Genomic DNA, 23856 nt, shown 5'->3' on the forward strand with positions numbered 1-23856 from the left:
GGCTGAGGAGAGACAACACATGGCTCAGGTTCCGAACATCACGCTGAACACGGGTGCGTCCATGCCGCAGCTGGGGTACGGCGTGTTCCAGGTTCCGGACGACGAGGTCGTCGAGCCCATCCTGACCGCGCTGCGCGCGGGGTACCGCAAGATCGACACCGCCGCCGTGTACGGCAACGAGGAGGGCGTCGGCAAGGCGATCGCCGACTCGGGCCTGTCGCGGGAGGACCTGTTCGTCACCACCAAGCTGTGGAACGACCGGCAGGGCTACGACAGCACGCTGCAGGCGTTCGACGAGAGCCTCAACAAGCTCGGGCTCGACTACGTCGACCTGTACCTGATCCACTGGCCGCTGCCCGCCAAGGACCGGTTCGTCGACACCTGGAAGGCGTTCGAGCGGCTGCACGACGAGGGCCGCGCGAAGGCCATCGGCGTGTCCAACTTCCACGTGCCGCACCTGCGCCGGCTGTTCGAGGAAACCGACGTCGTGCCGGCGTTGAACCAGATCGAGCTGCACCCGAACCTGCCGCAGCCGGAGCTGCGCGCGTTCCACGCCGAGCACGGCATCGCCACCGAGGCGTGGAGCCCGCTCGGCCGGAACAACGGCCTGCTGGACAGCTCGACGGTCACCGCGCTGGCCGAGAAGTACGACAAGACCCCGGGGCAGATCGTCCTGCGGTGGCACATCCAGCTGGGCAACGTCACCATCCCGAAGTCGGTGACGCCCGCGCGCATCGAGGCCAACATCGACGTGTTCGACTTCGAACTGGCCGAGGACGACATGCAGGCCATCACCGGCCTGGAGACCGGTGAGCGCGTCGGCCCGAACCCGGAGGAGCTCAACGGCTGACCGGAGCGCACCGGCGCACGCGAGGAGCGGGGGACGCACCTGGTGCCCCCGCTCCTTCCGCGTGGTGCGCTGCGCGTTCAGGCCGGGTGGAACCGGGGGCGCGGCGGCGTGAGACCGCGCAGCACGCTGCTGCCCGCGCGCAGCGACACGACCTGGCTGCGGGTGGCGATCCAGCGGGGGAGCTTGCCGAGGCGCTGCAGCGGCGTGTTGCGCTGCGCCGCGGTGAGCGCCGCCGTGCGGGAGACCTTGCGCACCAGCGGCAGGCGCTGCTGCTCGTAGGCCCGCAGCAGCGGCGCGGGCTCGCCCTCGCCGCGGGTGAGGCACTCGGCGAGCACCCACGCGTCCTCGATGGTCTGGTTGGCGGCCTGCGCCACGGCCGGCGGCATGGCGTGCACGGCATCGCCGAGCAGCGTGGTGCGCTCACCGCCCCACACCCGGGGCACGTCGTGGCGGATGTGCGGGAAGAAGCTCAGGTCCTCGTCGGTGACGCTGGCGAGCAACTCCTCGACGGGTTCCGGCCAGCCGCGGAACACGCGCCGCAGGTCGGTGACCGAGGCGACCGGGTCGCCGTCCTTCCAGGGCATGTCGAACCACCAGTGCAGCAGGCCGGAGCCGCTGGGGATGAGCCCGGCGTGCGCGGCGCGCCCCGCGATGTTCAGGGTGCGGTTCCCGCGGGTGACGGGCAGGTCGGTGGCGGTGAGCCCCTGCCAGCTGGCCCAGCCGGTGGGGCGGGCGAGGCGGCCGCCGACGACCGAGCGGCGCACCGCGGAGCGCTGGCCGTCCGCACCGATGAGCACGTCGCCGGTGGCCTGGCTGCCGTTGGCGAACGTCGCGACCACCCGGTCGGGGTGCTCCGCGATGCCCACGCAGCGGCGCCCGAAGTGCACCGCGCCCGCGGGCAGCTGCTCGCCGAGCTTGCGCATCAGCACCCGGCGCGGGATCTGCACGGTGGGAGCGCCGAGCTGCTCGGTGACGGCGTCGAGGTCGGCCTCCCACAGCAGGCGGCCGGAGTCGGTGAGCGAACGGAGGCTGTGCAGGCGGCGACCGGCCCGTTCGATGTCGACGCCCAGCTCCCGCAGCGCAGCGGTACCGTTGCTCCACATCGTGATGCCGGCCCCGCCGGTGCGGTAGCTCTCGGCGTGTTCGAAGACCTCGACCTCGTGCCCCCGGGCGAGCAGCCCGTTCGCGATGGCGAGTCCTCCGATTCCGCCCCCGATTACGAGAACACGCATCGTCTCCATCCGTGGGTCAGTAGCACGTCGTTGCTGTCATGTTATCCACCTTTCGAGGTTCCTCCCCGGCTGCTCCACCACGAAGCGTGCTGCAAGTCACCTTTCCGCTCCGTTGATCAGCACCCTGGTCAGGTGCGCACGCGGCCATTAGGTTGCCGGACATGAGTCCACGCATCACACCTCCGTTCCGGGCCGATCACGTCGGCAGCCTGCTCCGGCCGCAGCGCCTGCTCGACGCGCGCTCCGAGCACGCGGCAGGCCGGCTGTCCGACGCGCGCCTGGCCGAGATCGAGGACGAGGCGATCGCCGAAGCCGTCGCCGCGCAGGAGGACGTGGGGCTGTTCAGCGCCACCGACGGCGAGTTCCGCCGCACCTCGTGGCACATGGACTTCCTCTACCAGCTCTCCGGTGTGTCGAAGGCGGCGGACTCGGAGCTGCAGGTCCGCTTCCACAACGCCGAGGGGGACGTCGAGTTCAGCACGCCGGACCTGCGGGTGGACGGCGAGGTCGGACTGGAGCGCACGATCTTCGGGGAGGCCTTCACCTACCTGCGCGAGCAGGCGACGACGGCGACGCCGAAGCTGACGATCCCCTCACCCGGGATGTTGACCTTCCGCGCCGGCAAGACCGCCCTGGACGAGGACGTCTACCCCGACCCCGCGCAGTTCCGCGCGGACCTCGCCGCGGCCTACCGGCGCCAGGTCCGCGCGCTGGCGGACCTGGGCTGCCACTACCTCCAGCTCGACGACACGAGCCTGGCCTACCTCAACGACCCGCGGCAGCGCGAACAGCTCGTCGCCCGCGGCGGCGAGGCCGAGCACGAGCACGAGCGCACGATCGAGCTCATCAACGAGGCGCTGCGCGAGAGGCCGCGGACGATGGCGGTGACGACCCACATGTGCCGCGGCAACTACCGCTCCTCGTGGGCCGCCGCGGGCGGCTACGACTTCGTCGCCGAGCAGCTGTTCAACGAGCTGGACGTCGACGGGTTCTTCCTCGAGTTCGACGACGAGCGCTCCGGCGGGTTCGCACCGCTGCGCTTCGTCCCGCGGGACAAGGTCGTCGTGCTCGGCCTGGTCACCACCAAGACCGGTGAGCTGGAGTCGAAGGACCGGCTCAAGCGCCGGATCGAGGAGGCCGCCCGCTACATCGACCTGGACCAGCTGTGCCTGTCGCCGCAGTGCGGCTTCTCCTCCACCTCCGAAGGCAACGAGCTGACCCGCGAGCAGCAGGCCGCCAAGCTCCGGCTCGTCGTCGAAACGGCCGCCGAGGTGTGGGGCTGAACGCGGGGCCTGGGGGTCGAGCACGGGTGCGGACCGGGCACGAGCGGGGCCGCGCGGACCGGGCGGGCGTTCGTCACCGGCAGGGCCGCCCGGCGCGAGCGCCGGCGGGCGCGGCCACCGCCGCTCAGGCCGCCGTTTCCAGGAACTGGCTGGCCACCAGACCCGGCTCGGAGTCCCCGTCGAACCGCACCCACAGAACGGGGTCGTCGAAGACCTCCGGAAGCCCCGTGGCCGCTTCCGTCACCGTGCCCACCTGGTCCCGAAAGCGACCGAACGTGGCACGTACCCGCGCACCGGGCTCGAACGGACTCGCTGCCTGCTCCATGGGAATCGACCGTACGTGCCTCCGCGGGAGGGGTGGTAGCCGCGTCCACGAGATGTTGACTGCACCACGGTGACCTGCGAACGCGCTGCCCTGCCGCGAAACCGCCGGTGAGAGGATCGCGGTCGACGTCGCCGCCGACAGGGAGCCGCATGCGCACGCTCAGGCAGACCGGAGAGCACGAGACCGAGATCAAGAAGTCCCGGTTCCTCTGCTCCCTCACCCCGGTCACCACCGAGCAGGAGGCCCGCGAGGTGATCGCGCAGCGCAAGCGCGCGCACCACGAGGCGCGGCACAACTGCTCGGCGTTCGTGCTGGGCGACCGCGGCGAGGTCCAGAAGTCCAGCGACGACGGGGAACCGGCCGGCACGGCCGGCGTGCCGATGCTGGAGGTGCTGCGGCGCAACGAGATCACCAACGCGGTCGCCGTGGTCACCCGGTACTTCGGCGGCGTCCTGCTCGGCGCCGGCGGGCTCATCCGCGCCTACGGCGGGGCGGTCTCGGAGGCCCTGGAGGTCGTGGGGACGGTGCAGCGCCGCCCGGTCCGGGTGGTGTTCGTCACCGCCGACTACGCCACCGCGGGCAAGCTGGACAACGAGCTGCACTCCGCGGGCCACCACGTCGCCGGGGTCGAGTACGGCGACCGGGCGCGGTTCCACGTCCACGTGCCGGAGGAATCGGTGGACGAGCTGCGCTCGTGGCTCGGCGAGGTGACGGCGGGCGCGGCCGAGGTCGAGCTCGGCGAGGTGCTGTTCGCGGAGGTGTGAGCCGCGAGCGCCCGCCGCCGGGCGCGCCCGGACGGCGGGGCGGGCAGGCGCGGCGCCGCCTCAGAAGTCGGCGTTCATGCAGGCCAACCGGTCACCGGCTTCACCTGCTTCGCCGGGGGCGGTGAGCGTGTGGTGCTCGTGGATCACGAACGAGTTGGCCATCCGGCCGCGGAGCTGCCAGTCGCCGTGCTCGACGACCGTCGCGTTGCCCGCGGCGTCCGTGGTGAAGTCGAGCCACACCTCGTTGTCCGGGTTGGCGTACTCGGGGTTCGTCGAGGGTTGCTCCGGGTCGGGGACGTCCTGGAAGTGCGGGCCCGCGTCCGAGCCGGACGGGCCGCAGGGTTTCGTGTGCACGTGCGCGCCGTACTCGCGGTTGGGTTCGAGCCCGGTGAGCGTCACGACGATCTTGGTCGAACCGTCGGGCAGGGGCTGCGAACCGAGGTGGCTCGTGGCGCCTTCCGGAACGCGGTCGTCGTAGGTGATGGCGTTCGCCCCCTCCGCGTACGGCTGGTACACGCCGTGGGAAAACCGGGGGGTCAGATCTCCGGGATGGGTGTGAGCAGCGGCGGCGGGGGCTGCCGCGCCCAGGGCGCACAGGGCGGACGCCGCCGCGATTGTCGTGATTGCGCGTGTCATGCCCGAAGCCTCCCGCACCGTGATCGACTCGTCCAAGGAATCACGCCAACGGAGGGCCCCGGCGCGTCGCGCCGGGCTCGACCGGAACGTCCCGCGCGAGAACACCGCCGGATCCCGTTCTAAAGTGCCCGGATGACCTCCGAACGGGTGAGTGCAGGGCCTGATCGCACGTGGGTGGTCGCCCTGGCGACGGCGATGTGGGGAACCGACGCGCTCTGGCGGATGCCGCTGGCCACGAGCCTGCCGTCCCCCTCGGTCGTGCTGGCCGAGCACGTCATCATCGTCGCCCTGCTGTCGCCGTTCCTCCCCCGCGCGTGGCGCGCCTGGGCGGCGTGCGCGTGGCGCGACCGCATCGCCGTGCTCGCGCTCGGGGTCGGCGCCTCGGCCCTGGCCACCTCGCTGTTCACGATGGCCTTCCAGGCGGGTGATCCGGTGACCCCGCTGGTCCTGCAGAAGATGCAGCCCATCTTCGCCGCGGTCGCGGCGTTCCTCGTGCTGCGCGAACGACCGCAGCCGCGGTACTTCCTCTTCGCCGCGCCCGCGCTGCTCGGCGCGTGGCTGCTGGCGTTCCCCGACCCGTGGCACGTGCGCGTGGACCAGCTGCTGCCCGCCCTGCTGGCCCTGGGCGCCGCGGCGCTGTGGGCTTCGGGAACGGTGCTGGGACGTGCCGTGTCGGCGAAGCTGTCCTACCGCGACGTGACCGCGCTGCGCTTCTCCACCGGACTGCCCGCAGCTGCGGTCATCGCGCTCGCCACCGGTTCGCCGGTGGCCGTGGGCTGGGGCAACGCCTGGGGACTGCTGCTGCTCGCGCTCATCCCCGGTCTGATCGCGCTGCTGCTGTACTACTTCGGCATGAGCACGACGCCGGCGGCGCGCGCCACCCTGGCCGAGCTGGCCTTCCCCGCCACGGCGGCGCTCATCGGAGTCGTCCTGCTCGGCGAACCGATGACGGCCAGCCAGTGGCTCGGGTTCGCACTCGTCGTCGCCATGGTCACCGGGCTCGGCTGGCACGAGCGGGCCAGCGAGCGCACGAGCATCCGGACCGAACCGGAGGTGCAGCCGCGCTGAGGACCGCACCTCCGCTCGGCGGGCCGGCGCGGAACGCGGTGGCGCGGGGCTTCCCGACGCGCCGCCCCGTCCGGGACCCTGTGCGGATTGTGCTGAGTGAGCGGTTAAAGTTGTCCACTACCGGTGCGGGCCGTTAGCTCAACTGGCAGAGCAGCGGACTTTTAATCCGCGGGTTCGGGGTTCGATCCCCCGGCGGCCCACCAAATCCCCAGGTCACAGGCCTGGGGTTTCGTGCGAGCACGATCGCGCCCACACTTTACCCACACAAAACTACTCAGCCCCCTCGTCGAAGACGTCTTCCAGAGCTTCGGCCATGTCCCGCTCGAACGCCCGGCGACCCATGTACACGTCCTGCGTCATCGACGGCCGCGAATGCCCCAACTGGTCCGCGATCTTCCGCGGCGTCAACCCCGCCTCGTCCAAGATCGTGGCCGTCGTCTTGCGGAACACGTGCGAGGTTACCCAGGCGAAACCCTCGCTGCCCCGCGTCTCGCGCAACACGCGACGCGTGTTCGAGGGGTCGCGCAGCCCACCCACGCTGTCCGGGAAGACCGGTTCATCAGCCGTCGCGGCTTCCTCCCAGCGCCGCTCGAGCATCGCGACCGCCCACCTCGGCAGCGGCAAGGTCCGCTCGCCGTGCTCGGTCTTGGTCGACTTGCGAATCAGGCCCTGGCCCTTGACCCGCACCACGTTGTGATCCACCGCCACAACGCCAGCTGACAGGTCGACCTCCGACCAGTACACCGCCAGGGCCTCACCGATCCGCACGCCGGTCGCCAGCATGAACCGGGAGAGATCCGGAAGATCCCAGCGCACGGCCTTCTCATCCGCTTCGAGCTGATCCAGCCACCGCACCCGCTCCTCCTGGGTCAACGCGCGGGGCTGCTTGCTTCCAGAACCGTCGAGCCGCGAGGTCTCCCGCACGGGGTTCTGCTCCACCGCCCCGTGCCGAGCCGCGCAGCCCATGACCCCCAAGCGCAGCCGACCCCTCATCGCGTCCGAAGACTCCGAGACCGGGGACGGGCTGGAACGTCCCCTCGGTTCCCTGGCCTTCACCGTCGACCGGTCCCACACCTCGCCGGACACGGCCGAGCTCCCGGCAGGCGATGTGATCGTCGTGTGCGGCCCGAAGAGCTCGCCGATCGCGGATGACTGGGAAGCCCACAACGACCCCGACGGGAAGCAGCTCCCCCGATCGAAACGCCACGACGACAAGGCGATCGCCACGCTGCAGCTCAGCTGAAACGGGCTGCCTACCGACTGGACGACGAGATGGTCGTCAACCCGCACGTGCACGGCACGATCGCCTCCCACGCGCCGGAACCCCATGACTGCTCAAGCAGTCTCAGCAGGGGAGGAGGAAGACCATGGCGAAGCCGCCGACCGCGAGCAGGAGCGGCCCCGGGACCACCAACCCACGATGAGGTGGGAGCTCACCCCAGACAGCAGGAGCTTCTCGAGCGCTACGACCACGTGGGCGGTCCGGCCGGGCGAGGACCCGAAAATCCGTCGCGCCTGCTCGCCGCGCCCGGTACGGTTTCGAGCCGTTCGCACTTCGGAGAGCCCGAGGGCTCCGCGCGCGGCCGCCCTGGCCGTTCCCAGGATGAAAGCAGGTTTCGTTGATGGCATGTCGTATCGGTGAGCTCGTGCTTGATTGCCGCGATCCCGAGGTGCTGGCACGGTTCTGGTGCGAGGTCCTGGACTTCGTGGAGCTCGGGCGCGAAGAGGGCCAAGGGGGTTACGCCATCGAGATCGGGCCGCGCGAAGGGTTCGGCGGGCCACAGCCGACGATCATCCTCAGAAGCGGGGACGAGCCGGAGCAGGGGAAGTCCCGGCTGCACATCGACGTCAACCCCACCGACCGCGATCAGGACGCCGAACTCGAACGCCTCCTGAAGCTCGGGGCGCGCCCGGCCGACATCGGCCAGACCGGCGAGGAGCAGTGGAACGTCCTCGCCGACCCCGAAGGCAACGCGTTCTGCCTGCTCAAGGCCCGCCTCAACCCACTCTGACGGCTCTGCGTCCCCGGTGCGGCACTCTTCCCACCGGCAGCAACGGCTCCAGCCTCGCCCACTGCGCATCCGTCACATCCCCGCGTGCCACATCAAGGTCGTCCCAGGCCTCGATCCACTTCTGCAGCACGACCGGGGCTTCGAGCGACCGGACCGCTGGTGCGAGTTCGGAGCACATCGCGGTAGCGCGAGTGCCGGCAGCGCGGCGCCCCCATCGCGATGACCTCTTCGGCCAGCGCCGCCGACGTCGGAGCGCCCGCGCGCGAGGAACTGCCCGAGCGCTGCCGGTCAGCCGGATCCGGTCACTCGAATCCGAGGCCGCGCCGCCCGATCTCGTTGAGCTGGTCGTAGGTGAAGCGGCCGGTCCAGTCGCGCTCGTAGTGCTCCGCCGGGAAGTCGTCGGGGCTGGAACCGGTGCGGAAGGCTTCGCGGACGCTGGCCGCGTACTCCTCGTTGCGGGGGCACCACGGGGCGGCGGGGATGTACATGACGTTGCCCCACCCCTTCTGGTCGGTGACCGGCGCGACGCTGTGGATCACGTCGCAGTGCCACCAGACGGAGTCGCCGGCCCGGATATCGGGGATGCCGGTGAGTGCTTCCAGCACGTCGGTGTGCCACTTGTTGCTGGCGGGGAAGACCTGGTTGGTGGTCACCCCGCACATGTCGTCCTCGGGCACGTCCGGCAGCAGCGGGCGCAGCATGAGGTAGGCCATGGCCTCCGGGATGGGCACGGCGTGCAGCACGCCCTGGTCGTGCGCCATGTCCGACAGCGCCGTCCAGCCCTGGAAGGTGCGGAACGCCGAGCACATGGTGGTTCCGGGGTACTGGGGACCGGCGGTGCGGTGCGCGGCGTCCCAGGGGTCGTACTGCTCGACGGTGCCGTCGAAGAGGTGGCGGAAGGCCCGCTGGTAGGCCTGCGTCATCCACAGGTCGAGGGTGCCGGGGTCGGAGTGGGTGCCCAGACCCGCCGAGTCGGCCCCTTCCGGGCGGCGGCGGATGCGGTCGGGGTACATCGCGTCGCGGTTCGGGTCGAACCACTGCACTCCTCCGGACTCGTGCTTCCAGAAGGAGTTGAGGAAGGCCTGCACGCGCGCCATCCGGTCGCTCTGGCGGGCCTGCATCTGGGCCGGCGACCAGTAGATCGGGTAGATCTCGGGGGTGGAGCCGACGCTGCCGAAGAAGTCGTCGCCGGGCCCGCGGTAGTTCTCGAAGAAGTTGTTCCGCTCGACGTAGTCGACGATGTCGTCGTCCCACGCCTGGGCCTGGTCGCGGTCGAAGTGCCCGCGCACGACGAGGCAGCCGCGCCGGGCGACCTTGTCGCGCTGCTCCGCGGTCGCGGTGCCGCCGGCGATGTCGTCGTAGTCGATGATCGGCCAGACGTCCTCCCCGCGTTCCTTCTCCGCCTCGATCTCGGCCACCCGGGCGGCGATGCGCCGCTCCACGACGGCGAAGACCTCCTCGGCGGTGCGCCCGGAGGCCTCGATGCGCGCCCGCAGCGCGGGCTTGATCTCCCGGATCGCTGCGGACAGGTCCTCGGGTTCGGTCTCCCAGTGGGGCAGCGGCGGCAGGACTCGCGCGGGACCGGAGGTGGTGCTCATGTCGAACTCCTTTGGTCAGGTCTCCTAACTTGTGGGCAAGCTAACTCTCCCGCGCACTTTGGGCAAGACTCCTGACTAAACTGGTGTCATGTCTTCCGCCAAGCCATCGCTGGGGCTGCTGCGCTCGCTGACCGACGAGCACGTGCTGCGGGTGGTCATGGAGCGGGGGCGGTCGACCCGCGCGGAGATCGCGACGTCCACGGGGATCTCCAAGCCGACGATCTCCGAGAGCGTGCGGCGGCTGAGCGAGGCGGGCGTGCTGGTGGACACGGGCGAGCGGACGACCGGCCGCGGGCGGGCCGGTTCCTACTACTCGTTGACCGCGGACTGCGGGACCGCGCTGGTCGCCGGTATCGCCCCGTCCGGCGTGACCGCCGAAGCGGTGGACGCCTTCGGCCGGGTCGTCGCCCGCAGCCGGGCGGAACTGGGCAGAGCGGCCGGCCCGGAGCTGGCCGCCGAGGCGCTCGCGGAGGTGGCAGGCGAGCTGCGCGGCGAGGCACCCGGCGGTCTGCGCTGCGCCGTGGTGAGCGCGGCGGACCCGGTCGACCGCGCGACCGGGCGCCTGGAGCAGTTGCCGGACGTGCCGTTCCTCGTCGGTGATCTGGACCCGGTCGCCGCCCTGGCCCCGCGCGTCGACGGGGCGGTGCTGGTCGACAACGACGTGAACTGGGCGGCCTCCGCCGAGCGCAGCGGCGGGTGCGCGGAAGGCGTCGACGACTTCGTGTACGTGCACCTCGGCGAGGGCCTCGGCTGCGCAGTGGTCAACGACGGAGAAGTGCGCCGCGGGCACCGCGGCCTGGTCGGCGAGATCGCCCACGTCTGCACCGGGGGGCCGGACGGCGCGGCGCTGCCGCTGACCGAGGTGTTCGGTGCTCTCGGACTCCGCCACGAGGGGGCGACCGCCATCGACGTCGAGGCGCTGCGGCGCGCGATCCGCGCGGGCGACGCGGCGGCGGAGCGCTCGTGCACGGCGCTCGCACGCGCCATGTGCGGGGTGTTGTCGGCGGCCGTGGCCTTCGCCGATCCCCAGCTCGTCGTCCTCGGGGGGTCGTGGGGAACCGAGCCGGCGGTGGTCCGGGCGATCACCGAGGAGTGCGCCGGATCCCCGCGTCCCGTGCCGGTCACCCCGGCTCAGGTGGCCGAGCCGGAAATGGCGGGTGCCCGCGCCCGCGCCGTGGAACGGCTGCGGGAGCTCATCATCTCCTCGTCACCCCGCTGAACCCGTCGTCCCGTGCGGCTCCGGCCGCTGCGGCGGCCGGTTGGGCAGGGGCTGGTTCGGCGGCGGCTTCGGCGGGTGCTGGTTCCCCTGCCCGCCGAGGCTCGGCAGGTTCCACGGCCGCGGGTCGTCGCACTCCGGAGAGGCCACCGCGGAGATGTGGAAGTGCTTGGTGTGCGGGTTGCTGCCGTCGTACCGCACCCACTGCCACGGGTTGAACTGCGGCCGCGCGTCCAGGATGAGGCCGTTCGCGATGAGGTACTTGATCCGCGGGTCCTTGCTGGCGGCGAGCTCATCGGTGAGCCGGTCGATGTCGACCCCGTTCCGCGGATCGTGCGTGATGTCCATCGCGGTCACGATTCCCGGCCCGTAGTGCGGGTTGTGATCGCTCCGGCTGTTCTGGTGGCTCCGGTCGCCGATGGTTCCGTCGCTGGCCTCGTTGCGGTTCGGGAAGGCCCGGTCGATCTGCTCCTTGAGCACCTCGAGACTTCGCGCCAGTCGCCAGTTCATGCTCAACCCCCGTTCTTCCGTGCGCTCTCCGCCCAACAGTTCTGCGGCGGCCGGGGTCAGCCCGCGTACAGCTGGCTGTGCTCGACGCGCATGTCGTCGCAGATCGCTCCGAGGTTCCACGGCAGCCTGATCGGTTCGTCCTGCCCCGGCGGATAGATGAGCGCCCCCAGCGCATCCGTGCAGCCCCCGTTGTGGATGTCCCACGACATGTCCTGCAGGGCGCCGCCGCGCGTGGGCAGCGTCAGCTCAGGACCGGGGCCGGCCGGGGTGCCGAGCGTGTCCCCGCCCAGCTCGACGCCCTGACCATCGGTGAACACCACGCGCGCACGCCCCTGCACCACGCAGGGCTCCGCACCGACGTTGGCGAGCCGAAGCGCGGTGTGCGTCTTCCCGTCCGGTCCCGTCGAGACGTGCGCCCCCTTGCTCGGGTAGAACCGCGCCCGCAGCTGCTCGGTCCGGCACGGCGGCGCGCCACCCGCGTCAGCCGCCGACCCCGTTTCGTCCTGTGTGGACTCCGCCGCGGTCTCGCCCGACTCGGATCCGGTCGCCGTCTCCGCAGCGGAGCCCTCCCCGCTCTCCGGTTCGTCCGATGTGGTCCCCCCGCTCCGCGGAGCGGGCTCGGTCACGGTCACGGTCTCGGGCGATGACCCGGATCCGGGCTGCTGCCATCCGCACCCCGAGGCCACGGCCGCGGTCATCAGCACCGCTCCGAGCAAGCGACCCAACGATCGCCCCCAGAAAGAAGCACGCGTTTCCCCCACGTTTCCGATCGCGTTCTGCCAACACAGCGCGCACGAAGATCGCAGGACCACCCGACCGTGTCCACTGATTCCTTCGATCCCCACGATTTTCACCCGTCCGGAGCAAGCCCGGCACGAGAAGTCGCTCACCGAGCGGCGCCGATTCGCCCGTTCCTGCGCAGCGATCCACCGCAATTCGGTAGGTTGGGGCATGGAGCGCGCTTTCGCGCGGGAATCGGACCAAACAGGTATTCCTCCCCGTCCGCGCTTTCCGCAGGAAACGGGACGTACCGCGCCGAGCGAAGCTGCGATCACGCGGACGCGGAGCACCTCGACGTCGAGATCGAGGCGCGCTGCGCCGATCCGGACGAAATCGGCCGACGACTGGACGAAGTCGACGGCCTCGGCACCTTCGTCGGGGTCGGAGCGATCGAGCACGACGGCGACCGCGGGCGCCCGCAGCAGCAGCGCGAGGGCGCACGCGGTCGCCGGGCGTCGAACCGCCCAGCTCGCGGCGCGCTCGTGCAGCGACCTGCTGCGCGCCGCGCGGTGAGCGACCTCCGGGGCGGAACGAGCCCTCAGCCCTGCCGGGCCTTGTACCGCGGGTCGCTCTTGTTGATCACGAAGACCTTGCCGTGCCGGCGCACGACCTGGGCTCCGGGCTTGCTCTTCAACGAGCGCAGCGAGCTGCGCACCTTCATCGGCACACCTCCGGGGGATCCGGCAGCTAATCTGCAATGAAAATCGTTTTCGGGAGCCAGCCTACAGATCCCGCGCGCAGCAGCGGAGGACCGCCCGAACGCGCCGAACCAGCAGGCCACCGGCCCCCCGCGCGGCCCGGGGGCGCGCTCGCGACGCGCCGGGACCGGCTGATCACCACGATCGGGGCAGAGGTGGTCGCCTCGTGGAGCTCCGTGGCGTACAGTGACCCCAGGTCTGAAGTTTTTGTGTTCGTGTATCACCACGCTCGCAAAGAACGTCGTTGCGGGCGCCGTTGCGTTTCTTCTTGCTGGGCAAGCCGGAGACCTCGTCGTCGCATGGACCAACCCCCGGTCGTGCAGTGCGGCCGGGACAGCAAGCCGCTGTCGAAAGATCGAGGAAGCATCATGACTACCGGCACCGTGAAGTGGTTCAGCTCGGAGAAGGGCTTCGGCTTCATCGCCCGCGAGGGCGAGCCGGACGTGTTCGTCCACTACTCGGAGATCCAGGGCACGGGCTTCCGCACCCTGGAGGAGAACCAGCAGGTCGAGTTCGAGATCAGCCAGACCCCGAAGGGGCCCCAGGCGGTCAACGTCGTCGCCCTCTGAACGATTCGCGGAACGCGGCGCCTGCACGGGCCGGTGCCCGGCACCACCCGTGCGCCCGCGTGATGTGACTCGCCGCGGACCACGCGGCTACGACCCCGGCCGGACGGCCGGGGTCGTTTCACGTCGCCGGCCGCGTGCGGGACCGGCTGCACAGCAGGGCCAACCGCACGGCGGCGCCGGCCGCAGGGGTGGCGCGGTGGCCGCCCGCGCGCTCATCCGCACGCGCCGAGCCGATCCTGCCGTCCGGAGGAGTGCGCCGGAGCCGCGCACTGCGTACTCTTGATCACGGTGAGATGAGTGGCACGCACGACCGCACCGCCGCACCATCGGCGGTGCGGTCGTGCGCCGTCCCGGGCCGACCGGCGGCCGCACCGACCAGCGGCCGGGCCGGTCGGCGGCGGGGGAGGGCATCGGCGGACCGCACGCGCGACCGCCCCGCACAGCGGAACGTCTCCTGCATCTGATTCGCTCAGCGTGTCGGGAACGCAGCACAACCCGCAGACGTCTCACTCGTCCGGATTAGATGAGCTGTGTCTTCGACGACCCTTAGTAGCACCGAGTCGACAGCACAGCCACCGTGACAACGGGCATGTAGGCCGATCGGTGAGAATGTGCCGAGCAGCAACGCACAGCCAGGATGAGACGGGAATATGAGTTCGACTGAACCAGTGAGCGCTCCGCAGGAAGCCGCGGCGCGGGACGGCTCGTCCCCGGCCTCGGACGGGTCCCGCACCCCGCCGCAGGACCCGCCGCCGGCGAACGGCAGCGGCTCGGGCGAATCGTCCGGAACCGGCGGGAAGGCCAAGTCGGCGGCGGGATCGGCCGCCCGACTGGTCGGCATCGACTTCGCGCGCGCGATCGCCATCCTCGGCATGTTCGCCTCGCACGTCGGTCCCACCGACTACGACCACCCGCACTCGTGGGCGTTCCTGCCGTTCCACGGGCGGGCGGCGATCCTCTTCGCCGTGCTCGCGGGGATCTCGATCGCCATCATGTCCGGCAGCAGGGAACCGGCGGTCGGCCGCAGCTGGCGCAAGGCGCTCGTCCGCATCGGCACCCGCGCCGTGCTGATGCTCGCGCTCGGCCTGGTCATGAACCAGGTCTTCATCGTGCCGGTGTGGATCATCCTCGCCTACTACGGCGGGTTCTTCCTGCTCTCGCTGCCGTTCCTGCGCATGCGCGCGGGGAGCCTGGGGCTGCTGGCGGCGTTCATGATCGCGTTCGCGCCCGTCGTCTCGTGGTGGATCCGCAGCGCCTACTTCCCGAAGACGCTGATGGACACGCCGCTCAACGACCTCGACTTCGCCATGCTCACGTCCCTGAGCGGGATCGGGGAGTTCGCCGTGACGCTGATGCTGACGGGCGTGTTCCCCACCTTCATCTGGATCGGCTACGTCCTCGCCGGCATGGCCCTGGGCCGGCTCGACCTCACGTCGCTCGCGGTCGCGCGCCGGCTCACCTTCGGCGGTGCCGCCCTCGCCGCCGTCGCCTACGCCTCCTCCTGGTTGACGCTGTACGCGTTCGGCGGGATCAACCGCATCTACGCGACGATCCAGTCCTACGCCGATGCCGACGGGGTCGCGGTCAACGATTTCCTGCACCTGAACCTGTTCCGGATCCAGGGCACCCCACCGACCGACACGCCGGCCTGGCTGCTGCTGCCCTACGCGCACGTGGGCACCCCGTTCAACGGTGCCGCCGGCGTCGGGCTCTCGCTGCTCGTGATCGGGGGGTGCATGTGGCTGCAGCCCTACACGGCCCGCTTCATGAAACCGTTCGCCGCGGTCGGGGCGATCTCGCTGACGTGCTACGTCGGCCACCTCGTCGTGATGCAGCTGCTCTGGGGCGGTGAGCCGAACTCGACCTCGACGAACGCCCTGCTGTTCCTCGCAGGCAGCGTGCTGTTCGCGGTGCTCTGGCAGCGCTGGTACGGGCAGGGCCCGCTGGAGAAGTTCGTCGCGAAGATCTCCTCCAGGGCCACCCGCTCGGTGCCCTGAACCACCCCGCTGCACGAGAACCGGCGCCGGTCCCGCACCGGCGCCGGTTCTTCTGCGCGGGCCGGGGACGCGGCGCCCGGGGCTCAGCGCCCGCTCGTCGCGCCGAGCCGCGCGAGGATCCCGGCCAGCAGGGCGATCCGCCCCGGGGACCGCCCGGGGTCGAAGTGCTCGTCGCGCGAGTGCGGCCCTGCCCCGGCACCGCCGAGGCCGTCCAGCACGGGGCGGCCGAGCGCGGAGACGAAGTTGGCGTCGCTGACGCCGCCGACCGCCACGCCCTCCAGCGGCTGGCCGAGTTCCGCGGCCACCTCCCCGGCCGTGGCGAACAGCTCCTGCGAGGGCGGGTTGGGGTTCATCGGCGGACGGTTCCAGCCTCCGGTGACCCGCACCTCCACCCGCGGGTCGGCCGCGTGCAGGGCCGCCAGTCCGGCGTCGATGCGCGCCCGCTCGTCCGGGTCCTGGATGCGGACGTCGATCTCGCAGGTCGCCCGCCCGGCCACGACGTTGCGGCCGGTTCCGCCCTCGATGCGGCCGATGTTGACGGTCGTGCCCGCCTCCGGTGCGGCCAGGGCGGCGATCCGCGGGACGAGTTCGGCCAGGGCGTGCACCGCGCTGGCCCCGGCCGTGGGGTCCAGTCCGGCGTGCGCCTCGACGCCGCGGGTGGTCACCTCGAACATGCCGAGCCCCTTGCGGTGGGTCTTCACCGTGCCGGCGCGCCCCGGTTCGAGCACGAGCGTGCCGTCCGCGGCCGCGCAGGCGCGTTCGATGTGCTCCCGCGAGGCGTCGCTGCCGATCTCCTCGTCCCCGGTGAGCAGGAACCGCACGGACGGGTGCGGGATGCCCAGCTCGCGCAGCAGCACCAGCGCGCGGACCCCGTGGACGGTGCCGATCTTCATGTCCAGGCAGCCGGGGCCGGTGGCCCGGTCGCCGTCCACCCGGAACGGCCACTCCGCGAGCGTGCCGACCGGCCACACCGTGTCGTAGTGGCACAGCAGCAGCACCCGGCCCGGCGCGGTTCCGGGGAAGGTCACGTCGAGGACGTCGCCGCGCCGGCCCCCGTCGTACAGGGTGCGGGCCTCCGGCCGCCCGAGGCGCTCGACCAGCAGGGCTTCGTGCTCGGCCAGCCCCCGCTCCAACGCGTCCCGGTCGTGACTGGGGGTTTCCCGCTCGACCAGGCGCCGCACGTCGGCGAGGACCTCCGGCAGGGCGTCCTCGGCGGCTCGGGCCACGTCCCGCATCCCGTGCACTGGGCCTCCTCGGAGGAATCCGTCGGCTCGTTCGGCGTGTCCGTCGGGTGGAGCTGGGGCAGTCGGTGGGACCGGCGGCGACACTACCGCCCAGCACGGTGCGCGCACACGCGAACACCCTCGCCGGGCGCGCCCACCCACCCGCATGATCGACATCCCCGCACTGCACAGACAATGCGTAGTGTCAACAACAGGGCGGTGAACATCAGCAGGAGGAATGGATGGATCACGGGGCGGGCAGCGCCGAGGCCGCGGGCGAGGTGGACGGCGTTCCGGACATCAGCGTCGACGGTTACCGCGCGATCACCGGGTTCGCGCACAGCGCGCCGGGCTGGCTGCAGGCCTCGCTCGAGGTGGCGACCTCGGCGGTGGTCCTCCTGCTCGGACTGCTGATGGTGGTGAACCTGTGGCGCGTGCGGGGCAGCGGCCGCCGGGCCCTCGCCCTGGGCGTGGCCGCACCCGCGGTGACCGCGCTGGCCTACGGGATCAGCGAGGCGCTGAAGAGCGTCCTCGAGCAGGGGCGCCCGTGCCGCGCCGTGCCGAACGCGTTACCGAGCCTCGTCGACTGCCCCGCCGTCGGCGACTGGTCGCTTCCCAGCAACCACTCCACGATCGCCGCCGCTGCCGCGGTCGCGCTGGCCATCGCCTGGCGGTCCGCAGCCGTTCCCGCCCTCCTGCTCGCCGTGCTCGAGGGCTTCACGCGCGTCTCCCTCGGGGTGCACTACCCCCACGACGTGCTCGCCGGGTTCCTGCTCGGCGGGGTGGTCGCCGCGCTGGGCGCGCTGCTGGTGGCGAAGCTCGCGGCGGACCGGTCCGCCAGCCCGGTCCGGACGCCCGCCGGGTAGTGCTGCCGGCCCCGGGGAAGACGCCTCCCGGGGGGCGTCCCCGGAAAGGAGAGCCCGGGAAGGCGGGCCTGGGAGAGATCGGCGGCCGCGTCGGGGACAATGACCGGTGATGACCGTGCTCGATCCGACCCTTCGAGCGGCGACCCCGGGAGTCGCCCCGCCGCTGCGCATCGGCGCGCACACCGTCGAAACGCCGGTCGTGCTCGCACCGATGGCCGGGATCACGAACGCGCCGTTCCGCCAGTTGTGCCGGGAGTACGGGGCAGGGCTGTACGTCTGCGAGATGATCACCTCGCGGGCGCTGGTCGAGCGCCACCCCAAGACGATGCGGATGATCCGGTTCGACGAGCGGGAGCACCCGCGGTCGCTGCAGCTCTACGGCGTCGACCCCGCCACGATGCACGAGGCGGTGCGGATGGTGGCCGAGGAGGACCTGGCCGACCACGTGGACATGAACTTCGGCTGCCCGGTGCCGAAGGTCACCCGCCGGGGCGGCGGCTCGGCGCTGCCGTACAAGCGCCGGCTGTTCGGCGACATCGTGGGCGCGGCGGTGCGCGCGGCCGAGCCCGCGGGCATCCCGGTGACGGTGAAGTTCCGGGTCGGCATCGACGACGAGCACGTCACGCACCTCGACGCGGGCCGGATCGCCGCTGACAGCGGTGCCGCTGCGGTCACCCTGCACGGGCGGACCGCGGCGCAGCGGTACTCGGGGACCGCGGACTGGCGGGCGATCGCCCGCCTGGTCGAGCACGTGCCGGACATCCCGGTGCTGGGCAACGGCGACATCTTCCGCGCCTCCGACGCGCTGCGGATGATGTCGGAAACGGGCTGCGCCGGGGTGGTCGTCGGACGCGGCTGCATGGGGCGCCCCTGGCTGTTCCGCGACCTGCAGGCGGCGTTCGCCGGCGAGCCGGTCCCGGAACCGCCCGCGCTCGGGGAGATCACCCGGGTCATCCGCAGGCACGCGGAGCTGCTGGCAGCGGAGATGGGCGAGGACGCCGGTCTGCGCGACCTCCGCAAGCACGTGTCGCAGTACCTGCGCGGGTTCCCGGTGGGTTCGGAGCTGCGCCGGCAGTTCGGCCTGGTGTCGCGGCTGCCGGAGCTCGACGGCCTGCTGGCCCGGTTGGACCCGAGCACCCCCTTCCCGCCGGAGGCGGAGGGTCCGCGGGGGCGCCAGGGCTCGGCGAGCACCGTCGTGCTGCCGGAGGGCTGGCTGGACGATCCCGAGGACCCCAGCGTTCCGGCGGGCGCCGAGATGGACCACAACGGCGGTTGATCGCGGTGCTCGACGGAACCGGCCTGCGACACCGCGGATTCCGCGGTGTCCTCTGTGGTCTGGTTCCGCTCGTGCTCGTGATGGCGGGGTGTGCGGCGGATCGCGAGGCCGAACCGCTGCGGCTGTCCCAGCGGTACTTCGCCGCGAACAACACGGCGGCGCGCGAGGGCCCCGACGCGCAGCGCGATTTCTTCCGCCGCACCCAGCACCCGGACTTCCCCGCTCAGGGGTGCGATCTCGGCGGCTCCACCGTGGAGTTCGACCCGGCGTGGTCGACGCTGCGCCGCGACCCGCAGTTCACCTCGGACGGGATCGAGCCGCGCGGCGCGGTGTGGGTGGTGGGGGTCGAGGTCACCACGCGCCGCGACGGCGTCGTCCAGTCCCGGCAGATCGGTTCGCAGCACCTGGTGATGCTGAACGGCTCGCTGTACGGGTTCGCGCCGTGCGCCCGGTGAGGAGCCGGGCTCGCGGCGGGGGAGCTCGCGGGCGCGCCGCTCGGCGGCGGGCCCCTCCGGCGAGCGCTACCCACCCCCGCGGGCACGAGCCGGGTACCGACCGCCCGGGCCGACGAGGCACCGGTTTCCTTGCTGGGGCAACGGATCACCGGGTGTGCCAGCCCTTTCGGCGGGGCGCCCCGGACGCCGGCCGCACGTCGCGGGCTCCCGCGGCGTCCGACCGCGGAAACCGGGACGAGTGACGAACAACACAGCGGAACCGCTCCCCCGTGCGGGTGGGGCTTGCGCACAGCGGTTTTGCGCACGCCACGACGCCGGTACACATCCGGGAAGTTGGACGGATGCGCACTCGTGCGCGCACACTCGCTCAGCCGGACGAGCGAATTCGAGCCGTACTCGGATCTGCTGGCTCAAGCGATCCGTCCCAGGCGACGACATCACGGACGGGAGGTGAGCGCGATGGCCGGACTGCGCAACGGGTTCGCCGGTTCGGAACCGGTCCGCGAGGGCGCGTCCGCGACGCCACCTCCCGGAAGCCGCTCCGGCCGCGAGGGCGCGGGGAGCACCGGCATGGCCGAGCTGCACGAGTCGATAGCGCGGTTACTCGCGGCGCGGGGCCAGTGGCGGCAGGCCTACCACCACCTGCGCTCCGCGCTCGACCTCATGTCCACGACGGAGACGGTGCAGGTGCCGGAGCAGCTCCGGCACGAGGTGAACCGGCTGCGCAGGGAGCGCGCCGAAGCCCGCGAGCTGAGCAGGCGCGACAGCCTCACCGCGAGCTACAACCGCCGCTACCTCCACGAGCGGCTCGCCGACATGCTCTCGGCGCACACCGGCGGGTCCGGATCCGGGCTCGCCCTGGCCCTGGTCGACCTGGACTGGTTCAAGCAGGTCAACGACACGCACGGGCACCTGCTCGGCGACCGCGTGCTGCAGGACCTCGTCGAGCTGCTCCACCAGGCCCTGCCCACCGAGGGGTTCTGCGCGCGCTACGGCGGCGAGGAGTTCGTCCTGGTCCTGCCGGAGATCGAACCGACGACGGCCGTGTCGGTCTGCGAGCAGGCCCGCGCGCGAGTGGAGAAGCACCCCTGGACGCGGTTGGCCGCGGGGTTGCGTGTCACGATCAGCGTTGGATTGGCCCATGAGCGCACCGCGGGCCAGTCCGCGCCGCCGTCCGCGGAGCAACAGCTGATCAGTGCCGATGCCTTGCTGTACGCGGCGAAGCAGGCCGGACGGAACGCGGTGGCGTACCGCTGCGGCAAGGAGGTGCGATTGGCGGGCATGGCCGCGGGACGCCGCTCGGCTCCACCGCGCCCCACCGCCGACTACTGAGCGCGATCAACACATCGCAGCGCGCCACGGCGGGCGGCTGTTCACCCGCTTTCAACCGAAAGCGATACACCAAATTGGACGAGCGAGGCAGCCATCTCGTGCACTGGCTGTGAATAAGTTGTCGTCGGTATCGTCAGTTTGGGCGACCCGCCGTACTATTTCGATGGCGCCGGTCGATATCTGTCGGGGGATAGCGGCCGCGTTCGGATAACGTTGCGGTTGCACGCACGTCACATGGCAGTCGAGACGTACGCATTGGGAGGGACATCTGGTGCCGCACGACCCCCGGCATGGCGAGCTCGGGCACCGGGACTCCCGCCCGACCGGTGATGACGGCCCTCCTCAGGCCCAGAACGGCTCCGAGGCCGACGCGAACGGCGGCCGCAGGCGCCGCCGCGCCGCGGGCGAGGAGGGAACCAGCGGAACCCACGTCATCGACCTGCTGTCCAAGCACGGCAAGGCCCCGCAGGAGACGAGCGCGCACCGGCGCCGCGCCGAACCGGAGCAGCCCGCCCCGAACGGGTCCGAGGCCGCCGGCCGGGAGCCCGCACGACCGCCGCAGGCCGCGCCCGGCGAGCCGCCGCCCCCGTCGCGCGCGAACCCCCCGGCCCGACCGAACGGCGCCGCTCCCGCCGATCCCTCCGCTGCCTGGCCGGCACGACCCGAGGCCGGGCGCAACGGGTCCGGCCCGAACGGCTCGACGCCGAAGGGCTCGGGCCCGAACGGCTCGACGCCGAACGGATCCGGGCCGAACGGGTCCGCAGCGCCGGCGCACCCCCGCCCGGAACCCAACGGCAGGCCCCCGGGCGCGAACGGGGCGCCACCTGCCGGCGGCACGCCCTCCCCCAACAACCCCCAGCCGAACGGCGGGCCCCGGAGCGGCAGCGCCCCGCAGGCCGGCACCAGCACCCCCGGCGCCGCGCAGAACGGCGCCCCGCAAACGGGTGCCGGCACCGCGCAGAACGGCGCCCCGCAGACGAGTGGTGGGCAGGGGGGCGCCGCGCCGAACGCCCCGCAGCCGCCCCGGAGCACCGGGCAGGGCCCGGCGTCCAACGGCGCCGCGCCGGAGGGCGCCTTCCCGCAGCGACCACCGGCTCCGCCCGCGTCCTCCCCCCAGAGCAACGGGCATCCGCAACCGCCGGCCGGCCCCGCCGCCGGGCAACCGCCGCAGGGCGCGCCCGCAGCACCTCCGCGGCCGCCGCAGGGGCCGTCCCAGGGGCAGCCCCCGGGACAGCCCCAAGGGCAGCCGCCCGGTCGTCCCGGTGGCAACCGCGGGTGGCACCCGCCGCAGTCCGCCCCCCAAACCCCCGCGGGCTCCGCTCCGCAGGCGGGGCCGAGCACGACGGCCGCACCGCCGGCCGCCCCGGCGGGAGGTTCCCCGCAGAACGGCAACCGCCCCCCGGCCGGTCCCGCCGCCGGGTCCGAACCGGCCACGCGGATCACGCAGGCGCTGAGCAGCGGTGCGGGCGCGGTCTCTGCTCCGGGCGCGGACGCGCCGACGACGCAGCACGCCCCGGTCTCCGCGGCGGAGGACGCCCGGTCCGCACCGGCCGCGCCTCCCCGCCCGTCGGCCCCCGCGGCACCGCGGCCGGCCGCGGCCGACCCCGAGGCGACGGCGCAGCACGGTGCGCTGGGCGGCGCGGAGACGGCGCTCACCGGTGCCGTCGACCCCTACGACGAGCCCGAGCAGGACGAGTCCCTGCTGGAGGACTCGGTCGAGTACGTCCCGGACTTCGACGCTTTCGACGACGAGGAGGACGACTCCGCAGAGGAGGACGACGAGCGCGAGGTCGAGGAGATCGACGCGACGCTGGCCCGCTTCTCCGCGGTGCACGACGAGATCGCCCGGGAGGAGGAGGCCCGGCGCAACAAGTTCAAGTGGCTGCGCCGCAAGGGTTCCGAACCCGAGCTCGGCAAGGACATGCCGTTCGACTTCGTCCAGGACCAGGACGGCACCTCCCGCGTGGAGCGCAAGAAGCAGCGCCGCAAGCGCCGCACCCACGTGCTCTTCGCGGCGGTCGCCGTGGCCGCCTCGATCATCGTGTTCCTCACGGTGGGCATGGCGTTGAGCGCCTAGACGTGGATGAACGGGGGAACCGGTCGCGCCGCCCTCGGGGGACCCCGCAGCACCTCGCGACGGACGGTGATCAACCACACCCGGTCGGGTAACCGCCGTTCGAATCATGTGGATCCGGGACGACCGGTTTGGGACACTTCACGAGCAGGGACCGTTCACTCGCGGTTCACTGCGGTGCACCCGTCCGATTCCACGGCACAGTAAGCTGGACATATGCGTGAGGCCTACCAGGAACAACTCGACAAGCTCGCCGACGAACTCGCCACCATGTCGGGCATGGTCGGCACCGCGATGGAACGCGCCACGAGAGCGCTCCTGGAGACGGATCTCAGCCTGGCCGAGCAGGTCATCGAGGACGACGCGAAGGTCGACGAGGCCCGGGCCCGCGCCGAGGAGCACGCCTTCGGGCTGCTCGCCCTCCAGGCACCGGTGGCCAGCGACCTGCGCACCGTGATCTCCACGATCCACGTCGCGGAGGACCTGGAACGCATGGGGGATCTCGCGCTCCACGTGGCCAAGGCCGCGCGCCGCCGCCACCCGAACGAGGTGCTTCCGGAGGACGTGCGCCCGTACTTCTCCGACATGGGGCGCATCGCGGTGAAGCTCGCCGAACGCGTGAACAGCGTGCTGCAGACCCGGGACGTGGACGCCGCCCAGGGCATGGAAACCGATGACGACGAGATGGACGATCTCCACCGGCACCTGTTCACCATGATGATGGGCTCCGAGTGGTCGCACGGCGTCGCCGCCGCGGTGGACGTGACGCTGCTGGGGCGGTTCTACGAGCGCTTCGCCGACCACGCCGTGTCCGTGGCGCGGCGCGTCGTGTTCATCGTCACCGGGAAGATGCCCACGGGCTGATCACCTCCGGCCGGGCTCGCCGGTCAGAGCTCGCCGGGCTCCTCGGCCGCGGCGCGGCCTCCCGACCGGCGAGCCCGGCGGTGCCCACCGGGGAGGTTCGCGTTGAGCGACCGCGCGGACCGGTGACCGCCTGCACGGCCGCTCCGCGAGGCCGGTCGAGCCGCGGGCTCGGCGATAATACTCAGTCACATCGCTCGCACCCGGGTTCGAACTGTGCGATCCTGCCGT

At 72.0% G+C, this 23856-nt stretch carries 23 protein-coding genes and 1 tRNA gene; 16 read left to right on the plus strand and 8 right to left on the minus strand.

The window, feature by feature from the left end; genetic code table 11:
- The first annotated feature begins 19 nt into the window (after positions 1–19).
- Positions 20–850, plus strand: a complete 831-nt coding sequence (locus ACVGV0_RS21930; protein ID WP_459157570.1) for an aldo/keto reductase — start codon at positions 20–22, stop codon at positions 848–850.
- A 77-nt stretch (positions 851–927) separates the two neighbouring features.
- On the opposite strand, the gene ACVGV0_RS21935 is transcribed toward ACVGV0_RS21930, so the two are convergent.
- Positions 928–2082: an FAD-dependent monooxygenase gene (locus ACVGV0_RS21935; protein WP_459157571.1), complete on the minus strand. Its 1155-nt coding sequence runs from the start codon at positions 2080–2082 to the stop codon at positions 928–930.
- A gap of 161 nt (positions 2083–2243) precedes the next feature.
- Here ACVGV0_RS21935 and ACVGV0_RS21940 point away from each other — a divergent pair, with 161 nt between their 5' ends.
- Both ACVGV0_RS21940 and ACVGV0_RS21945 read left to right on the plus strand, forming a co-directional pair.
- On the plus strand, positions 2244–3365 hold the full coding sequence (locus tag ACVGV0_RS21940) for a 5-methyltetrahydropteroyltriglutamate--homocysteine S-methyltransferase (protein ID WP_459157572.1): 1122 nt from the start codon (positions 2244–2246) through the stop codon (positions 3363–3365).
- 474 nt (positions 3366–3839) lie between these two features.
- Positions 3840–4454, plus strand: coding sequence for a YigZ family protein (locus ACVGV0_RS21945; RefSeq protein ID WP_459157573.1), 615 nt, complete (start codon positions 3840–3842; stop codon positions 4452–4454).
- 60 nt (positions 4455–4514) lie between these two features.
- Here ACVGV0_RS21945 and ACVGV0_RS21950 read toward each other — a convergent pair whose 3' ends face one another.
- Positions 4515–4970 carry a superoxide dismutase family protein gene (locus tag ACVGV0_RS21950; protein ID WP_459157574.1) on the minus strand — a complete coding sequence of 152 codons (456 nt, stop codon included), beginning with the start codon at positions 4968–4970 and terminating at the stop codon, positions 4515–4517.
- Positions 4971–5222: 252 nt separating this feature from the next.
- Between ACVGV0_RS21950 and ACVGV0_RS21955 the strand changes: the two genes are divergently transcribed.
- Both ACVGV0_RS21955 and ACVGV0_RS21960 read left to right on the plus strand, forming a co-directional pair.
- Positions 5223–6158: a DMT family transporter gene (locus ACVGV0_RS21955; protein ID WP_459157575.1), complete on the plus strand. Its 936-nt coding sequence runs from the start codon at positions 5223–5225 to the stop codon at positions 6156–6158.
- 127 nt (positions 6159–6285) lie between these two features.
- A tRNA-Lys gene (locus tag ACVGV0_RS21960) sits at positions 6286–6361 on the plus strand.
- A 67-nt stretch (positions 6362–6428) separates the two neighbouring features.
- On the opposite strand, the gene ACVGV0_RS21965 is transcribed toward ACVGV0_RS21960, so the two are convergent.
- Positions 6429–7124 (minus strand): site-specific integrase, encoded by a 696-nt coding sequence (locus tag ACVGV0_RS21965; RefSeq protein WP_459157576.1) that lies wholly within the window; start codon positions 7122–7124, stop codon positions 6429–6431.
- On the opposite strand from ACVGV0_RS21965, the gene ACVGV0_RS21970 reads away from it, so the two are divergent.
- Together ACVGV0_RS21970 and ACVGV0_RS21975 are read left to right on the plus strand one after the other, a co-directional pair.
- The gene (locus ACVGV0_RS21970; RefSeq protein ID WP_459157577.1) at positions 7123–7401 is read left to right on the plus strand and encodes a hypothetical protein; all 279 of its coding nucleotides are present in this window, start codon (positions 7123–7125) and stop codon (positions 7399–7401) included. The genes ACVGV0_RS21965 and ACVGV0_RS21970 overlap by 2 nt on opposite strands.
- A 379-nt stretch (positions 7402–7780) precedes the next feature.
- Positions 7781–8170 carry a VOC family protein gene (locus ACVGV0_RS21975; protein WP_459157578.1) on the plus strand — a complete coding sequence of 130 codons (390 nt, stop codon included), beginning with the start codon at positions 7781–7783 and terminating at the stop codon, positions 8168–8170.
- A 302-nt stretch (positions 8171–8472) separates the two neighbouring features.
- Here the strand turns inward: ACVGV0_RS21975 and ACVGV0_RS21980 are convergent, their stop codons facing one another.
- Positions 8473–9768 (minus strand): DUF1479 domain-containing protein, encoded by a 1296-nt coding sequence (locus ACVGV0_RS21980; RefSeq protein ID WP_459157579.1) that lies wholly within the window; start codon positions 9766–9768, stop codon positions 8473–8475.
- An 88-nt stretch (positions 9769–9856) separates the two neighbouring features.
- Here ACVGV0_RS21980 and ACVGV0_RS21985 point away from each other — a divergent pair, with 88 nt between their 5' ends.
- Positions 9857–10987 carry an ROK family transcriptional regulator gene (locus ACVGV0_RS21985; protein ID WP_459157580.1) on the plus strand — a complete coding sequence of 377 codons (1131 nt, stop codon included), beginning with the start codon at positions 9857–9859 and terminating at the stop codon, positions 10985–10987.
- Here ACVGV0_RS21985 and ACVGV0_RS21990 read toward each other — a convergent pair.
- The 3 genes from ACVGV0_RS21990 to ykgO form a co-directional block, all read right to left on the minus strand.
- Positions 10976–11494 carry a hypothetical protein gene (locus ACVGV0_RS21990; protein ID WP_459157581.1) on the minus strand — a complete coding sequence of 173 codons (519 nt, stop codon included), beginning with the start codon at positions 11492–11494 and terminating at the stop codon, positions 10976–10978. The genes ACVGV0_RS21985 and ACVGV0_RS21990 overlap by 12 nt on opposite strands.
- Before the next feature lie 56 nt (positions 11495–11550).
- Entirely contained in the window at positions 11551–12126 is a 576-nt protein-coding gene (locus ACVGV0_RS21995; RefSeq protein ID WP_459157582.1) for a DUF4232 domain-containing protein, read from the minus strand.
- A 686-nt stretch (positions 12127–12812) separates the two neighbouring features.
- A complete protein-coding gene (ykgO, locus tag ACVGV0_RS22000; RefSeq protein ID WP_459157583.1) occupies positions 12813–12935 on the minus strand; it encodes a type B 50S ribosomal protein L36 in 123 nt (40 codons plus the stop codon).
- A gap of 405 nt (positions 12936–13340) precedes the next feature.
- Between ykgO and ACVGV0_RS22005 the strand changes: the two genes are divergently transcribed.
- Together ACVGV0_RS22005 and ACVGV0_RS22010 are read left to right on the plus strand one after the other, a co-directional pair.
- Complete coding sequence (locus tag ACVGV0_RS22005; protein ID WP_459157584.1) at positions 13341–13541, plus strand: cold-shock protein; 201 nt, start codon at positions 13341–13343, stop codon at positions 13539–13541.
- A 668-nt stretch (positions 13542–14209) separates the two neighbouring features.
- On the plus strand, positions 14210–15538 hold the full coding sequence (locus ACVGV0_RS22010; RefSeq protein ID WP_459157585.1) for a heparan-alpha-glucosaminide N-acetyltransferase domain-containing protein: 1329 nt from the start codon (positions 14210–14212) through the stop codon (positions 15536–15538).
- Between the two features lie 83 nt (positions 15539–15621).
- Here the strand turns inward: ACVGV0_RS22010 and ACVGV0_RS22015 are convergent, their stop codons facing one another.
- Positions 15622–16773, minus strand: coding sequence for a M20/M25/M40 family metallo-hydrolase (locus tag ACVGV0_RS22015; RefSeq protein WP_459160101.1), 1152 nt, complete (start codon positions 16771–16773; stop codon positions 15622–15624).
- Between the two features lie 230 nt (positions 16774–17003).
- Here ACVGV0_RS22015 and ACVGV0_RS22020 point away from each other — a divergent pair, with 230 nt between their 5' ends.
- From ACVGV0_RS22020 to phoU, 6 genes are all read left to right on the plus strand, one after another.
- On the plus strand, positions 17004–17627 hold the full coding sequence (locus tag ACVGV0_RS22020; RefSeq protein WP_459157586.1) for a phosphatase PAP2 family protein: 624 nt from the start codon (positions 17004–17006) through the stop codon (positions 17625–17627).
- Between the two features lie 109 nt (positions 17628–17736).
- Positions 17737–18903 (plus strand): tRNA dihydrouridine synthase DusB, encoded by a 1167-nt coding sequence (gene dusB / locus ACVGV0_RS22025; RefSeq protein ID WP_459157587.1) that lies wholly within the window; start codon positions 17737–17739, stop codon positions 18901–18903.
- 80 nt (positions 18904–18983) lie between these two features.
- Positions 18984–19358, plus strand: a complete 375-nt coding sequence (locus tag ACVGV0_RS22030) for a hypothetical protein (RefSeq protein ID WP_459160102.1) — start codon at positions 18984–18986, stop codon at positions 19356–19358.
- 459 nt (positions 19359–19817) lie between these two features.
- On the plus strand, positions 19818–20690 hold the full coding sequence (locus tag ACVGV0_RS22035) for a GGDEF domain-containing protein (protein ID WP_459157588.1): 873 nt from the start codon (positions 19818–19820) through the stop codon (positions 20688–20690).
- A gap of 271 nt (positions 20691–20961) precedes the next feature.
- A complete protein-coding gene (locus tag ACVGV0_RS22040; protein ID WP_459157589.1) occupies positions 20962–22767 on the plus strand; it encodes a hypothetical protein in 1806 nt (601 codons plus the stop codon).
- A gap of 213 nt (positions 22768–22980) precedes the next feature.
- Positions 22981–23628: a phosphate signaling complex protein PhoU gene (gene phoU / locus ACVGV0_RS22045; RefSeq protein WP_459157590.1), complete on the plus strand. Its 648-nt coding sequence runs from the start codon at positions 22981–22983 to the stop codon at positions 23626–23628.
- The last annotated feature ends 228 nt before the right edge of the window (positions 23629–23856 follow it).

It is taken from the genome of Salinifilum ghardaiensis (assembly GCF_054491345.1).

Bases quoted from the DNA above. Each gene is read 5' to 3' on its own strand.
- dusB (WP_459157587.1), top strand. From the start codon at position 17,737: ATGACCGTGCTCGATCCGACCCTTCGAGCGGCGACCCCGGGAGTCGCC.
- ACVGV0_RS22030 (WP_459160102.1), top strand. From the start codon at position 18,984: ATGGCGGGGTGTGCGGCGGATCGCGAGGCCGAACCGCTGCGGCTGTCC.
- phoU (WP_459157590.1), top strand. From the start codon at position 22,981: ATGCGTGAGGCCTACCAGGAACAACTCGACAAGCTCGCCGACGAACTC.
- ACVGV0_RS21940 (WP_459157572.1), top strand. From the start codon at position 2,244: ATGAGTCCACGCATCACACCTCCGTTCCGGGCCGATCACGTCGGCAGC.
- ACVGV0_RS21935 (WP_459157571.1), bottom strand. From the start codon at position 2,082: ATGCGTGTTCTCGTAATCGGGGGCGGAATCGGAGGACTCGCCATCGCG.
- ACVGV0_RS22015 (WP_459160101.1), bottom strand. From the start codon at position 16,773: ATGCGGGACGTGGCCCGAGCCGCCGAGGACGCCCTGCCGGAGGTCCTC.
- ACVGV0_RS21990 (WP_459157581.1), bottom strand. From the start codon at position 11,494: ATGAACTGGCGACTGGCGCGAAGTCTCGAGGTGCTCAAGGAGCAGATC.
- ACVGV0_RS21955 (WP_459157575.1), top strand. From the start codon at position 5,223: ATGACCTCCGAACGGGTGAGTGCAGGGCCTGATCGCACGTGGGTGGTC.
- ACVGV0_RS22020 (WP_459157586.1), top strand. From the start codon at position 17,004: ATGGATCACGGGGCGGGCAGCGCCGAGGCCGCGGGCGAGGTGGACGGC.
- ACVGV0_RS22035 (WP_459157588.1), top strand. From the start codon at position 19,818: ATGGCCGGACTGCGCAACGGGTTCGCCGGTTCGGAACCGGTCCGCGAG.
- ACVGV0_RS21945 (WP_459157573.1), top strand. From the start codon at position 3,840: ATGCGCACGCTCAGGCAGACCGGAGAGCACGAGACCGAGATCAAGAAG.
- ykgO (WP_459157583.1), bottom strand. From the start codon at position 12,935: ATGAAGGTGCGCAGCTCGCTGCGCTCGTTGAAGAGCAAGCCCGGAGCC.
- ACVGV0_RS21985 (WP_459157580.1), top strand. From the start codon at position 9,857: ATGTCTTCCGCCAAGCCATCGCTGGGGCTGCTGCGCTCGCTGACCGAC.
- ACVGV0_RS21980 (WP_459157579.1), bottom strand. From the start codon at position 9,768: ATGAGCACCACCTCCGGTCCCGCGCGAGTCCTGCCGCCGCTGCCCCAC.
- ACVGV0_RS21965 (WP_459157576.1), bottom strand. From the start codon at position 7,124: ATGGGCTGCGCGGCTCGGCACGGGGCGGTGGAGCAGAACCCCGTGCGG.
- ACVGV0_RS21930 (WP_459157570.1), top strand. From the start codon at position 20: ATGGCTCAGGTTCCGAACATCACGCTGAACACGGGTGCGTCCATGCCG.
- ACVGV0_RS21975 (WP_459157578.1), top strand. From the start codon at position 7,781: ATGGCATGTCGTATCGGTGAGCTCGTGCTTGATTGCCGCGATCCCGAG.
- ACVGV0_RS21970 (WP_459157577.1), top strand. From the start codon at position 7,123: ATGACCCCCAAGCGCAGCCGACCCCTCATCGCGTCCGAAGACTCCGAG.
- ACVGV0_RS22005 (WP_459157584.1), top strand. From the start codon at position 13,341: ATGACTACCGGCACCGTGAAGTGGTTCAGCTCGGAGAAGGGCTTCGGC.